Annotated in this window: 11 protein-coding genes; 3 read left to right on the forward strand and 8 right to left on the reverse strand. The window is 72.0% G+C overall.

Annotated features, from left to right (window positions below; all coding sequences use genetic code 11):
• Positions 1-237 precede the first annotated feature (237 nt).
• The 3 genes from ACFYNO_RS23240 to ACFYNO_RS23250 are packed head-to-tail and all read left to right on the forward strand — an operon-like array spanning position 238 to position 1,470.
• Positions 238-867 carry a DUF3887 domain-containing protein gene (locus ACFYNO_RS23240; protein ID WP_388015519.1) on the forward strand — a complete coding sequence of 210 codons (630 nt, stop codon included), beginning with the start codon at positions 238-240 and terminating at the stop codon, positions 865-867.
• 28 nt (positions 868-895) lie between these two features.
• On the forward strand, positions 896-1,264 hold the full coding sequence (locus ACFYNO_RS23245) for a hypothetical protein (protein ID WP_388015522.1): 369 nt from the start codon (positions 896-898) through the stop codon (positions 1,262-1,264).
• Complete coding sequence (locus ACFYNO_RS23250; RefSeq protein ID WP_388015525.1) at positions 1,261-1,470, forward strand: hypothetical protein; 210 nt, start codon at positions 1,261-1,263, stop codon at positions 1,468-1,470. Before ACFYNO_RS23245 ends, ACFYNO_RS23250 begins: the two co-directional genes overlap by 4 nt.
• 510 nt (positions 1,471-1,980) lie before the next feature.
• Here ACFYNO_RS23250 and ACFYNO_RS23255 read toward each other — a convergent pair.
• The 8 genes from ACFYNO_RS23255 to ACFYNO_RS23290 form a co-directional block, all read right to left on the reverse strand.
• A complete protein-coding gene (locus tag ACFYNO_RS23255) occupies positions 1,981-2,247 on the reverse strand; it encodes a GlsB/YeaQ/YmgE family stress response membrane protein (RefSeq protein WP_388015528.1) in 267 nt (88 codons plus the stop codon).
• 169 nt (positions 2,248-2,416) lie between these two features.
• Positions 2,417-2,542: a hypothetical protein gene (locus tag ACFYNO_RS23260; protein WP_388015531.1), complete on the reverse strand. Its 126-nt coding sequence runs from the start codon at positions 2,540-2,542 to the stop codon at positions 2,417-2,419.
• Between the two features lie 358 nt (positions 2,543-2,900).
• Positions 2,901-3,464 (reverse strand): GNAT family N-acetyltransferase, encoded by a 564-nt coding sequence (locus ACFYNO_RS23265; RefSeq protein WP_388015534.1) that lies wholly within the window; start codon positions 3,462-3,464, stop codon positions 2,901-2,903.
• Between the two features lie 356 nt (positions 3,465-3,820).
• Entirely contained in the window at positions 3,821-8,614 is a 4,794-nt protein-coding gene (locus ACFYNO_RS23270) for an IPT/TIG domain-containing protein (RefSeq protein ID WP_388015537.1), read from the reverse strand.
• A gap of 264 nt (positions 8,615-8,878) precedes the next feature.
• A complete protein-coding gene (locus ACFYNO_RS23275; RefSeq protein WP_388015540.1) occupies positions 8,879-9,430 on the reverse strand; it encodes an FAD-dependent oxidoreductase in 552 nt (183 codons plus the stop codon).
• A gap of 490 nt (positions 9,431-9,920) precedes the next feature.
• Complete coding sequence (locus ACFYNO_RS23280; RefSeq protein WP_388015543.1) at positions 9,921-11,933, reverse strand: lipopolysaccharide kinase InaA family protein; 2,013 nt, start codon at positions 11,931-11,933, stop codon at positions 9,921-9,923.
• Positions 11,930-12,859 carry a protein phosphatase 2C domain-containing protein gene (locus ACFYNO_RS23285; RefSeq protein ID WP_388015546.1) on the reverse strand — a complete coding sequence of 310 codons (930 nt, stop codon included), beginning with the start codon at positions 12,857-12,859 and terminating at the stop codon, positions 11,930-11,932. Before ACFYNO_RS23285 ends, ACFYNO_RS23280 begins: the two co-directional genes overlap by 4 nt.
• Positions 12,856-13,539 (reverse strand): hypothetical protein, encoded by a 684-nt coding sequence (locus ACFYNO_RS23290; protein ID WP_388015549.1) that lies wholly within the window; start codon positions 13,537-13,539, stop codon positions 12,856-12,858. Before ACFYNO_RS23290 ends, ACFYNO_RS23285 begins: the two co-directional genes overlap by 4 nt.
• Positions 13,540-13,565 lie beyond the last annotated feature (26 nt).

Here is a 13,565-nt window from a genome sequence, read left to right on the forward strand (position 1 = left end):
GTGACTTCATCGCGTCACACGAGGGCCAGTGCTCCGCCGAGTCCGAGAGCCGCTGCTGGTCCGTCTGTGGCGGCGATGCACTCGCCCGTGGGTTGGGGTTTCCGGTGAGTTCGGGAGCCACCGATGGAGTGATCTTGCGGGTGGCGCGGGCGTGACGCGCGAAGCTGCGGTGGGGGTGCAGGCCAGAGGCGTAAAGGATTCCTTGACGCTGCGTCTACGTAAGGGCATCCTTGACGCGTGACTGAACCACCGATGTCTCTCGCGGGCCTGGCCGCCCGCCTTACCGAGCAGGCCTCCGCCCTGGCCGAGTCGCTCGGCAACCCAGTGGCTCAGCCGGCCTATCTCAACCTCGTCCGAATCGCCCAGGATGTCGACGGCTTGGCAGAGCAGGTGCTGAAGCTGTGCGTGCAGCAGTCCCGGGACGCCGGACACACCTGGCAGGAGATCGGGGATCTACTCGGCGTCACCCGCCAGGCCGCGTTCCAGCGGTTCGGCAAGCCCATCGACCCGAGAACGGGAGAGCCCATGGACAAGACCGTGCGCATGGCCGACGCCGCCGCCCGCGCCATCGAGATCGCCGCCGCCGTCCTCGACGGCCGCATGGACGAAGCCCGCAAGTCGTTCAACGCCGAAGTGCTGGCGGCCTTCACCGACGAGGTCCGCCTCAACGGCCTGGCCACGGTCACCGGCCTCGTCGGAGCGTTCGAGGACTTCGGCGAGGGCGAGCCGTTCGTCCGCCGGATCGGCGACCACACGGTCGTCGATATCCCACTGCGCCACGAGGCCGGCGAGATGAAGGCCCGCGTCGCGTTCGACGCGGACGAGAAGGTCGCGGCCCTGTTGATCCTCGCACCCGAGACCCCGTGACACCCCGCACCACTCCCCGGGACACCTGGTGGAGCGTCAGGAAGGGCAGATGAGCATGGCGACGGCCGGCTACGACGACGGCACCATCAGCTGCGACGACCATGGGATCACCATTCGCCGCTACTACCCGTGGGGGAGCAAGACGATCCCGTACGCCTCGATCACCGGCATCGAGACGCTCCCGCTGACCGGCGCGAACAAGGTGCGCAGATGGCGCATCTGGGGCTCGGGGGACTTCGTCCACTGGTGGAACCTCGATCCGCACCGGCCCAGGAAGGACACGGCCCTCGTGCTCCACGTCGGCCGCAGGGTCCGCCCCACGATCACACCGGACGACGCGGCCGCCGTGGCCCGCATCATCACCGAACACGGGCAGGGACGATGGGGTCGTACATGACCACGCTGATTCCCCTTGCGGTCCTGCTCGGGAGCGTGGGCTGGGTCTACCAGGACGCGTCGGCCCGCGCCAGGCGCGGAACACCCGTGTACTTCTCGGCGGGATGGATCGAGCTGAGCAAGGCCGCCACCTGGGCCCTCGGTTGCCTGTGCCTGTGGATCGTCATCCTGCCGCTCTACCTGACCTGCCGGCGGCAAGCCGGCTGACAGCGCACGTTCAGCGCACGGCCAAACGGCCCACAGCCGCGGATGCGCCGAACGGGGCGTGCTACGCGCCATCGCTCCGGGTGGCTCCCGATCTCACCGGAGTCCAGGTGGCTCCCGATCCAGGCGGAGACGTGGCTCTCGCCGACACCGGAGAAATCACCCTGCCTTCCGAAGGGGTCCTCGGGGTTCAGGACCTGCGGGGCGAGGTGGCCCAGATCGGGCTGCGGCCCGGTGATCCTTCCGGTATCGCGCTCGTGGCGGCTCCTGGCCGCCGCCGACGCCCGGTTCGGCGGCGGCGGCCTGGCGGCCGCCCTGTGAGCCCGCGCCGCAACGACGGCCCGCACCGCGCCGCAGAGTTTCCCCGGGCGGCGGATCAGACCATCGCCTCCGCCCGGCGATGGGGCAGCGCCGGCCTCTCACGACTTCACTGGCCCCGGTGGCACGTCGCGCCGCCCGGGGCGGTCGCTGCCGAGGAGTCCGGCTCGGATGGATGAGGGAGCGCCGTCGCGGTCAGCGTGAACGGTGCCCGGTGACGAGGCGGTACAGCAGGAGCACGATCACCGAGCCGATGATCGCGGCGATCCACGTGGAAAGGTGGAAGAAGCCGTTGATGGAGTGCACGCCGAAGATCACCTTGCCGAGCCAGCCGCCGAGCAGACCGCCGACGATGCCGATGAGCATCGTGATGAGGCAGCCGCCCGGGTCCTTGCCGGGGGTGAGCGCCTTGGCGATGGCGCCCGCGATGAGGCCGATGACGATCCAGGCGATGATGCCCATGGTGATTCCCTTGCTGTAGGTGTGCTGCGGAGCCCCACGGTTTTCCATTAGGGGCTGTCCGCCGATCGCTTCGCGCGAACGACCCGCGAGACACAGATAACCGTTCGAGACCGCTCCACACGGGACGAACGTCCTCTCTCCGCCAACTGGCGCACCTGGCCACGGACTGTCAGCGGGAGATCCGAGTCCAGCCGGCCAGGGCCACGACCATGTCCAGCGCCACCCCCTGTCGGACCTGCGACAGGAACGGCCACGACAGCCAGGCCGGGAGCGATGAGGGGAGCTTGCCTGACATCACCGGGTCCTTCGCCGCGCTCGCGGTCCTCTTTGGGTCGGCGCTCGGCGTGGAGCAGCCGGACGGCCCACCAGGGGGCGTCCAGGGGCGCAGGCAAGGCCAGATAGCAATCGGCGTCCGCTCTTCACGGAGATCCAGCGCAGCCCTTCACCACTCCCCGGCCCCCCTTCACCAGGGCCCACCCCGCGACACCCCTACCACCAGCCACAACCCGCCACCCCACACCAGATCCCGCAGAGGGCAGAAATCACAACAGGCCGCGCGGGCCCAGGTTGGCTTCACACGCCGGATGATCCGGCGCGGCTCTTCGCCCTCCGGCACCAGGGCCGCTGCCGGAGCCTGGCCGCCGATCCCCCGCTCATTCAGGCCCGGGCCGGTGCGCCCATTCCTGGTCGAGGATGCCGAAGACGTCGGAGTCACGCCAGCCGTCCCGGATCCGCGCGGTGTGTCGGTGCCGGCCCTCGTGGGTCATGCCGAGCTTGCCCAGCACCCGGGCCGATGCGACGTTGCGAGGATCGCAGGTCGCATAGATCCGGTGCAGTCCTATCAGCCCGAACCCTCTGCCGAGAAGTTCCCCGCCGATGGCTGTGCCCACGCCTCGACCCCACACCCGCGGATGGACGAGATAGGAGATCTCGCCCTGACGGTGGGCCAGGCTACGCACCTTCAACTCGCCGAGACCGACGACTTCACCGTCGAGGCAGGCCGCATACACGAATCTCGCCCGCGGAAACTGCGCCCGGGCATCCACCGCGCTCTGGACGAAGGCCCGCGTCTGTTCCTCGGTGTTCGGCCCCCACGTCTGGTAACGGCAGGCCTCCGGCAGGCTGGCGAAGGCATGGACAGCGTGGCAGTCACCGACGACAAGCTCGCGCATGGTCACCGAGGTTTCCATCACGAGCCGATCCTGCCAGGCCGGCATCGCCACATACCTGCGCCCAGGTCTCGAGGCTCCCACACGATCAAGATCGCGTCACTATCGTGCGGCTACTCATATGCCATCCAGTCGGAACGTTTGGTCAGCCCCTTACCGAGGGCAGATCAGGAAACCGTCCAGGCAACGCTCCCACAGATACCGACCATCGACCGGGCCCGGGCCGTCTCACCCTCGCCCTGCCGCACGCTTCACCAGCTCCAGCAGCAGCTCCAGGTCCCGCCCCGCCTCCATCACGCACACCACCGCCGCGCCCGCCAGCCCCGCGAGAGCGGCGATGGACCAGACATGCCGGCCAGGAGGGGTGAGGGAGCATCAGCTCCCCCACCCCTCCCCCGCTGGGCTCAGTGCCGGTGGTGGTTGCCGACGATCTCGATCAGCGTCAGGTTCCACGGATCGGTGGAAGGTGCCAGGTCGGTGATCGTCACCCGGGTGCCCGGGGCCGGGGCCGGGGCGGCGGTGGTCTGCACCCAGAAGGTGTCGCCCGGGGCGGCGGTGGACTGGGCGAGCAAGGCCTGCCCGGGGGCGGGGACGCGCGGCACGGCGTGGCCCCAGTCGTTGCCGACCGCGAACACCTGGGCGTCCGGCAGCGTGGTGGTGAGCCCGCCGGTCGGGGCTCCCGTGCGGCCGGCGTCGTGCAGCAGCTTGCCGGTGCTTGCGTCCGGGGTGAAGGCGAGCACGGTGAGCTGCTGGTGCTGCGGGGCGCGGGCGAGGGTGCTGGTGACCGGGACCGTGCCGCGCTTGGGGGTGCGCGCGGTCCAGACCTCGCTGGTGCCGTGCTGCGAGGTGGTCCGTCCGAGCAGTTCCCAGCTCAGCCCGCCGCCGCTGACGGTGGCCTGCTGGGTGCCGTCCGACGGCCCGTCGGCGGCGACGAAGGCGACCAGCAGGTCCCCGTCGCCGTGCGCGGCGACCGGCACGGTGAGCGGTCCGTCGCCGGCCGTGCCCGCCTGGCTGTCCAGCACCGGGCCGGCGGCCGCGCTCCGGATGCTGACCTGGAACGGCCCGGCGGTGGCGGTGCCCGCGATGTTGGCGGCGGTCACCGCGTAGGCGAATCCGGTCCCGCCGGCCGGCGGGGTGCCGGTGACGGTGCCGGTGTGCGGGTCGATGGCCAGCCAGGACGGTGCTCCCGCCGCCAGGGCGTAAGTCGGCGCGGGGTCGCCGCTCGCCGTGAACGCCGCGGTGTAGGGCGTGCCGGCAGTGGCCGTGAGCGGCGGGGCGGCCGTGCTGAAGGCGGGCGCCTGGGTGCCGTAGGTGTACCGGTCGGCGGCCGTGGCGGCACTGGGCCCGACCGGGGTGACCACGGTGACGTCCGCTGTCCCCGCGGCGCCCGCCGGGACGGTGGCCCGCAGGCTGGTGTCGGAGTCCACGGTGACGGAGCTCGCGGGCACGGTGCCGAAGAGTACGGCGGTGGCGCCGGTGAAGCCGGACCCCGTGACCGTGATGGTACTTCCGCCGATGGTCGGGCCCCGGTTGGCGCTGAGCGCGGTGACGCCCGGCTCCGCGCCGGTGAAGAAGCGGTCGGCGGCGCTGGTGGCGCTGCTGCCGCCGGCCGTGCTGACGGTGATGTCGCGGCTGCCCGCGCCGGCCGGCACGCCGGCGGTCAGGGTCTGCGGTGACAGGAAGGCGACCGAGGCGGCGGGCGTCCCGCCGAAGGAGACCTTGGCCCCGGGCGCGAACCCGCTGCCGCTGATCCGCACGGTGGTGCCGGCCGGTGCGGCGGCGGTGTCCAGGCCGCTGACCACGGGCTGCGGGGCGGGTGCCGGGTTGGCGCAGGCGAGGGTGACGGTCAGTCCGGTCTGCGGCGGCGGTACCGGGTAGGGGCCGATGGTGACCGGGTCCCCGCAGCCGGGCGCGCTGGCCCGGACCTCGTAGGAGCCGGCCCTGACGTCCCAGTGGAAGACGCCGTCGGCCGCCGTGGTCTCGGGGTTGACGGCGGGCACGATGCCGGGGGCGCCGGTGTCGACGGGGCTGAACGGCCCGTCGGCGGTGTCGGCGCGCAGGATGGTGACGGTGGCTCCGGCGACCGGGTTGCCGTTGGTGTCGAGCACGGTGCCGCTGGGGTCGATCAGCAGGTCGGTCTTTCTCGGCTGCCCGTTGCCCGGCTGCGGGCCGCCGGGACCGCCCTTGTTCTGGTTGCCGCACTTGCCGAGCCAGGCGTCCACCCCGGCGTCCACGGCGGTGCTGGTCAGGGCGTTGAAGTAGATCGTGAGGGCGATGATCGCCAGCGGCATCAGCACGGCCAGCACCGGCAGCCCGGGGGCCTCGACGATGGCGGCGACCAGCACCTGGGAGATCAGCGTGCTGACGAAGCGCTGCAGCAGCACGCTGGCCACGATGTTCAGCTGCGCCTTGAGGTAGGCCATGTCGTGGTCGCAGCTGACGGAGGCGAGTTCCTGGTTGATGGCGGTGATCAGCTGCGAGGCGTCGCTGCCCGCCGATCCGATGCTGGCGAGGTGGTTGACGATCGACGTCATCATGCCGACCACGCCGGTCGGCGTCACCGCGAGGGCCGGGGCGGCGGCCGGCCGCGGGACGGCGGGTGCCGCTGCGGTGCGGGCCGGCGCGGCAGTGGGCGCCGCTCCGTAGTGGAAGAGATCGCCGGGCTGGGCGGTGGTGGTGCCGTAGAGGGTGCTGACGGTGATGTCCTGGTCGCCGCTGCCGGGCGGGCTGACGGCGGTCAGCTGGGTGTCGGAGTCCTGGGTGAACCGCGCCGGAACGGTGCCGAAGAACACCTGCGTGGCATGGTCCAGGCCACTGCCGGTGATGGTCACCTTGGTACCGCCGCCGACCGGTCCGCCGTTCGGCGTGACGGTGGCGACCTGCTGGTAGGTGTAGGTGTCCACGGGCACGGCCGTCCCGGTCGGCGTGCTGACCGCGACCTGCACGGTGCCGCTGCCGGCGGGCGCGGTGGCCTGGATGGTGTGGTCGTCCACCACGGTGAACGCGGTCGCTGGCACGGTGCCGAAGCTGACGCCCGTGGCGCCGGTGAAGCCGCTGCCGCTGAGCACCACGGCGGTGCCGCCCGCGGCGGGGCCGGTGCGCGGCGCCAGGTCGCCGACAGGCAGGCAGGTGACCGTGGTCTGCAGGTCGGCCGGGCCGTGCATCGGGACCAGCGGCGGGATGGTGCCGGTGTAGTTCCCGGACCCCGCCGGGGTCTCGGTCAGCGGGACCACCTGGATCAGCGGCGCATCGGTGGTGCCGTCGGCACCGGCGATGGTGACGGTGCCGATCCCGTTGGCGCAGCCGGTGGCGGTGACCGGGTAGCTGTTCGCCCAGACCACACCGGCGATGCCTTGGTAGAGCCGGCTGCTGCCGGGGACCGCGGTGCCGCTGGGCAGCGCGCTCACTCCTGTGAAGGCGAGCTGCAGGCCGCTCAGGCCGGCGGCCGTCACCGGGTAGGGGCCGGCGTAGACCGGCCAGCGCATGGTGGTGGAGCCGGCCGGCGGGTAGGCGGAGAGTCCCTCGGAGTCGCCCGTGACGGCGGTGAGGTGGAATGAGCCGTCGCTGCCGGCGGTGGTCTGGCTGCAACCGATCTGGCCGCAGAGCTGGACCAGCGCGCCCGTCGCCGGCGCGCCGGCCGGGTCGGTCACGGTGCCGGTCACCGGTACCGGGGTGCCGACCCGGACGGTGAACGGGCCCGCCGTGACGCTGCCGGAGGGGTTGGTCGCGGTGACCGAGTAGTCGAACCCGGTGGTGCCCGCCGGGACGGTGCCGCTGACCTCGCCGCTGAGCGGGTCGACGGCCAACCAGGGCGGAGCGCCCGGGGCGAGCGCGAAGGTCGGCAGCGGCGAGCCGCCGGCGGCGAAACGGTACTGGTACTGCCCGCCGGCGTAGCTGACGGTGGGCGGGGTGTCGGCGGTGTACTGCGGGGCGCTGCTGGTGCCGGGCGTGACGGCGTAGACGGCGGCGCCGGCGGCGATGGAGACGGCGGTGGCGGCGCCGGGCAGCGGGATCTGCTCGGGCGTCAGGTGGTCGGTGGTGGTGCCGTCGCCGAGCTGGCCCTGGTCGTTCTCCCCCCAGGCCCAGAGGTGGCCGTTCTGGTCCACCACGTAGGTGCTGTTGAAGTTCTTGGCGAGCTTCACGGCCCGGGCCCCGCCGGGCAGGGCGATCGGCTCGGGGGCGGTGCGCCGGGCGGTGCTGCCGTCGCCGAGTTGGCCGTACTGGTTGGCACCCCAGCTGTAGAGCGTGCCGTCGGTGGCCAGCGCGAGCACGGAGAAGAAGTTCACCGCGACCTGCTGGACGGTGACGCCGCCGGGCATCGGGATCTGGGCCGGAGTGAGGCGGGGATCGGAGCTGACGGCGTCGCCGAGCTGGCCCTGCGAGTCGTCGCCCCAGCCGTAGAGCAGCCCGTTCTGGTCGATGGCGAAGCTGTTGAGGGCACCGTCGGTCGCCAGGGAGGTGATCCGGGCCCCGCCGGGGAGGGTGAGCGGTTCGGGGGTGTCGCGGCTGAAGGCGGTGCCGTCGCCCAGGACGCCGTCGTTGTTGCTGCCCCAGACGAAGACCTGGCCGTCGGTGCCGATCGCCGCACCGGAATCGCCGTGGGCGGTGACCCAGCGCGCCGGGTCGTTGCCGGGCAGGGTGACCTGGACGGGCGCCAGGCTGCTCGCCGGGGGGTAGACGCCCAGCTGGCCGGCGTTGTCGGCGCCCCAGGTGTAGACCTTGCCGGAGGCGGTCAGCAGGATCGAGGAGGCGTCTCCGGTGTCCACCTGGACCGGGGTCTCGCCCGCCGGCGGGTGGACCGGCACCGGCACGGGCTGCCGGGTGCGGGTGCCGTCGCCGAGCTGGCCGAAGTCGTTGGCGCCCCAGCCGTAGAGCAGGCCGTCGGTGCCGATGGCCAGGCCGGAGTTGTCGCCCGCCGAGACCGACACCGGCGCCACGCCGGGGGCCAGCGTGACCGGGACCGGACTGGGGACGCTGCCGCCGTTGCCGACCCCGACCGCGCCACCGCTGTCGTCGCCCCAGGCGTAGAGCGTGGCGGCGGCGGACGGGGCAGCGGCCTGGGCGGCGGTCGGGACCACGGCACCCAGAGTGGTGCCGGCCAGAGCGAGTACGGTGAGCGAGGCGATCCGGCTGCGCAGGGCCGCGGCCCATCGACGTCGTCGCCGGGTCTGTCTGCCGTGGGTCCTGGGTCCGGACAAGGGCCACCCCCTGGGGTCGGGTGCTGCCGCTGACAGTGCGTCAGGGTGTCCGGGGACAGTAGCCCCCGTTGGCCGACCCCAGGTGTGGAACGGATGAACTGCCAGCTGGCGGGACCCCGGCGGCAGACCTCGGCGGATCGCCAACTCCGTTGGTTCGCAGTTGTGGTGGGATCACGAAGCAGAGCCTTGGACCGTTTCCCGACCACTCCGTCCTGGTCGGCGGTCTTACGCCACGCCGTCACAGATCAGGCGTCGCCCGGACCTTCAGGAGTTCCCGCGCCTGCCACGACGGAGCGCCCGGCGGGCCAGCGTCTTGCTGCCGTTGAAGAAGTCGTTGAACCGGTCCAGCCCCCAGACGGCGCGGAGGACGAACGGCTGCATCTGCAGCGACATCGACGGTGAGTACTTCGAAGCGTCCGACCAGATCCCGGCGAGGTCCTCCGGCATGTCACCGTCGACGATGTAGTCGGCGAGTTGGTGGGCCACGTACGGCACCAGGCCGTTCGCGACGTAGTCGCAGTCGATGTCGTGCGTCTTCATGAGGTCTTCCACGTAGCGGCCCGCGTGCTCCGCCAGTCTGGTCATGATCGGCATCTTCTTCGGGGACTGGAGGGTGAGCATCCGCAGGTCGCCACCCGGCGCCCCGGCGATCTGGCCGCCGTTGCGCGAGGCTGAGCCGTAGCCGCAGAACTCGGCCTCCAGCAGGACCACGTCCTGGTCGCGCTCCGCGAGGCGCAGGGCGGCGGCCATGCCCCCCATGCCGCCGCCGATGACGGCGATGTCACAGGTGAGGTCGCCGTTCAGCGCGGGCTGCACGTCGTCCGGCGGGTCGATCCAGCCGGTGAAGTGCAGTATTTCGTGCCGTCGGTCCTCATGCTGCCCCGATCTCCTGTGAGGAGGGTCTGTCCTATTTCATGCTCCGCGCCAAGGCATGCTCGGCATGAACCTCGCCTGCGGCGTCACCTCGTACCTCACTGTCGCCAGTTGCGGCCGCGGCGAGAACGACACTGAGCACCTGCTTTCCCTGAAGACGGTGCACAGTGCACGGTCTGGCCGTGTCCTTGCGCTCATACGCTGCCCGAGGTGGGCAGCAGCCGACTGCGCGCCGAGCGGGGGCCACCGTCCTCGGGCGGTCGGGCGCGGAGAACAGCCGACCGCCGGGATCAAGTGGCCGGCGGGCACCGGGGACCGGCGCGGCTGGCCGCGTTGGGACGGGAGGCCGGGTTCTCCAGAGATTCCGTCAGTCGCACGGCCGGGGTGTTCGCGTGGACGGGGATCAACGAGTTCCAGGTCCGCGCGCTGTCCCTCACTGGTGGTAGTCGCGCCAGCAGACCGTGTAGGAGAGGTTCAGGTAGTCCGGATTCCGGTACCAGGTCGAGCCGTCGTTTCCGCAGAAGCCGGGGTCGTCGTAGGCGCTGGTCCGGCCGGTGATGATCACGTTGGCGTTGGCACAGCTGCTGTTGGTGAAGGTCATGTCGTCGGAGCTGCCGGACTTGATCATGCAGGTGTTCTGCTGGGCGTAGCCGGCGTCGTCGGGGTAGTTGTAGGTCAGGCAGAGCAGCACGTCCTGGGCTGGGTTGTCGGGGACGGTGAATTCCTTGTACTCGCTGTAGTTCGGCCACGGGTTGCACTTCGAGTCGTCCTGGGTGCCGCGGTAGGCGGCCAGGACTTTGAAGGTCCCGCTGCGGCAGGTGAAGGTGCTCCAGGGGCCGGAGCCGTCGGGGCCGTAGACGCAGTCCTGCTGGTGGGCGTGGAAGGCGTCGCCGCCGGGGCTGAGGTAACTGAGGCACAGCACGAGGTCGTGCAGGGCCGAGGACACGCTCTCGTCGCTGGCGGTGACGTTGTGGCAGCTGTTCAGGTCGGTGGTTCCGTTGAAGATCCGGACGACCTTGTAGGCGCCCGCGGTGCAACTGGTGGTGCTGAGGTCGGGCTGGCTGCCGGTCCCGGTGTCGTAGAGGCAGGAGCCGTTGGTGGCGTCGGCGACGGGGTCGGGCGAGGGCGGTGGCGTCGGCTCGGGGCTGGGGGTCGGCGGGTCAGGCAGTACCGGCGGGTCCGCGGTAACCGGCGGCGGAGCGGGAGGGGTCGGCGTGACGGGGTCGGGCGAGGGCGGTGGCGTCGGCTCGGGGCTGGGGGTCGGCGGGTCAGGCAGTACCGGCGGGTCCGCGGTAACCGGCGGCGGAGCAGGAGGGGTCGAGGTGACCGAGTGGGGCGGCAGCGGCCAGGCGGACTGCCCGCTGACACCGCCGGAGGTGCCGGGGGTCGGATCGGGCCATCGCGCGACGGTCACCATGCCGATGACGACGAGCACGGCGGCGATCAGCGCCACACCGATGAGAGCCGGGTTGGCGGGCTTCTTCGGGGTGACCGGGGCGTGCCGAGGAGTTCCCGGGATGGGGAGCGGTGCGGGAACGACCGGACCGGCGAGCGGGATGGAAGGCCCAGGCACGGCTTTGGCGTGGGTATCGCGCAGCGCCTGCGCCCACACGGACGCTGTGGGCCGTTGCCCGGGGTCGGCGGCGAGCCCGGCGTGGGCCAGTGCGGCGAGTTCTGGGCCGAGGGCGGTCAGTGCGTCCGGATCGGTGGCGGCCTGGTCGCGGGTGAAGAGCCGGACGGCGAGCAGCGCGAGCTTGTAGCTGTCGCCGGCGGCGGTCGCTTTCTCCTCGGCGGCGGGGAGTTGCCAGTCCGGGGTCTCGGCCTGCGGGAGCACGGTGGCGCCTCGCAGCCGCATCGCGTCGCAGTCGATCAGGAAGCACTCGGGGGTGGGGCTGAGGGCGAAGAGCAGGTTCTTCGGGGACAGGTCGCCCACCGCGATGCCCATCTGGTGCAGCCGCTCCAGGGTGGCGGCCAGGTCGGCCAGCAGTCGGCGCCGTTCCCGGTCGCTGACGGTCAGTCCGATGCCCGCCACGTAGGCGTCGTCGTTGAGCAGGTACTCGAGGTTCGCCAACCGCCTGGTCACCGGGGCGGAGCCGCCGAGGGTGCGGAAGTCGAAGTGGAAGCGATCGGGCGCCGCGCGCATCAGGAACCCGCTGGTGCGGCCCTGGCGTTGGACCACGGCTGCGGGCCAGGCCGTCTTTTCGCAGAGCCAGCGTCCGTCGGCCTCGTCGAGCTCACCGAGCAGGCCCACCATGGCCTCGATCGCGCCGGTGTCCAGATCGGGCAGCAGTGCGGTGTCGTACTCCTTGTAGACGACGTCCCAGCTGCCGCCGGCCTGGTTGATCCGCCGGTTGGTCACCTGGTGGATCGTGCCCTGGCCGCCTTGGCCCAGGCGCGGGCCCAGGGCCAGTGTCGCGTGCTCGACGGGTCGGGTGTCGCCGGTCATCGCGGGGCCGCCGGATCGCGGGGCCAGACCACCAGCAGGGTCCGGTCGTCGTCGAAGGTCTCCCGCGAGAAGTCCAGCACATGGGCGAGCCACAACGGGTCTGGGGGCCGGCGGAGATGACGAGTGAACAGGGCACCGACCTGGCCGTGCCCGTCGCCGAGCGGATCGGCGAAGCCGTCCGTGCCGGCCAGCAGGGCCTGGTGCGGGGCGAGTCGCACCCGGACCTGCTCGACCGGGTCCGGCACCGTCGGCAGGGGCGTCACCTCGTTGGACACCAGTACGGTGTCCGATCCGGTCTTGGTGCCGAACAGCGGGAGGAAGCGCCCGTCCGAGCGATCCAGCAGCCAGGCCGCCGAGTCGCCGATCCGGCACAGCTCGATGGCCGCACCGCCCGGGCAGGGGCGCACCACACCCGTGACCAGGGTGGTCGCGTACCGGCTCGCCACTTCGGCGGGCTGCGGGTCGCGGCCGCTCAGCCGCCACTTGGCGAGCTGGCGCAGCCGCTCGGCGGCGTGGCGCGCCACCGCCGCGAAGTCCACCGGCTCGGTGCCGGCGGCGAGCAGGTGCAGGGTGTGCTCGAGTGCGGCCCGGCAGGCCTCCAGTGCGCCGAGCTCGGAGTTCACGGCGCTCGACAGCCCGTCGGCGACGGCGAATGCGACGGTGCCGGTGGCCTCGTGCAGCGCGGCCCGGGCGGTGTCCTGGCGGGGCTTGCGGTAGTAGCGGTGCATGGCTCCGCGCACCGAGGCGTAGCGCACGGTCAGCTCGGGGGTGGACCAGCCGTCGCACTCGGTGTCGGGGCGGTCGAAGTCGTACTGGCCCGGCGGGCTGGCCTCGAACTCGATGCCCGGCACCCCGACGGTGATGCGGCGCCAGGGATCGGGGTCTGGCGGGAGCGGGGTCGGCTGGGGATCGCCGGGCTGGCTCACCGTCCGACCTCGTCGATCGCCATGGTGAACTGGTCGGGCCGGTTGACCACCAGCCGCGGGTTGGCGGAGTTCAGCGCCGGAGCGGTGGCGACCAGGCTGGTGGTGAGCGCGTGGAAGAACTCGGAGATCGCCCGGCCGAGGTCGGTGCCGGGCCTGGTGACGAAGGCGAACTCCCGGCGGGTGGCGACCTCCGCCATGGTCTGCGGCTCGGCCTCGCCGATTCCGCAGGCGATGATGTTCGGCGCGGTCGGCGTCCGCGCGTGGTCGGTCAACAGCCGGTGCGGGTGCCGCCAGCCCTCGCCGTCGGTGGGTTGGCCGTCGGAGAGGAAGAAGACCACCGGGCGGTGCACCCCGTACCCCAGGCCGCGCAGCCACTGCACGTCGTGCGGGATCCGCTGCAGCAGGTCGGCGAAGACCGCGCCGTAGTTGGTCCGGCCGCGGATCACCACCTGCGGCAGGTTGGTCTCGGTGCGCATGTCGGCGATGGCGAGGCGGACCTGCACGTCGTCGGAGAAGCCGAGCACGGCCAACCGCAGCTTGGCCGCGATCATCGGCTGGGCCCGTAGGCCCTCGCACAGCGAGGCCAGGCCGCCGGACAGTTCTGCCTGGTAGGGGCTCATCGAGCCCGACTCGTCGGCCAGCACGTAGGCGGGCAGCAGCACGCCCCTGGTCTCGGCCATGGTCACTCCTTCGGTGGGTGATGGTT

The organism is Kitasatospora sp. NPDC006697 (assembly GCF_042869935.1).
In the GTDB taxonomy this organism is placed as follows: Bacteria; Actinomycetota; Actinomycetes; order Streptomycetales; family Streptomycetaceae; genus Kitasatospora.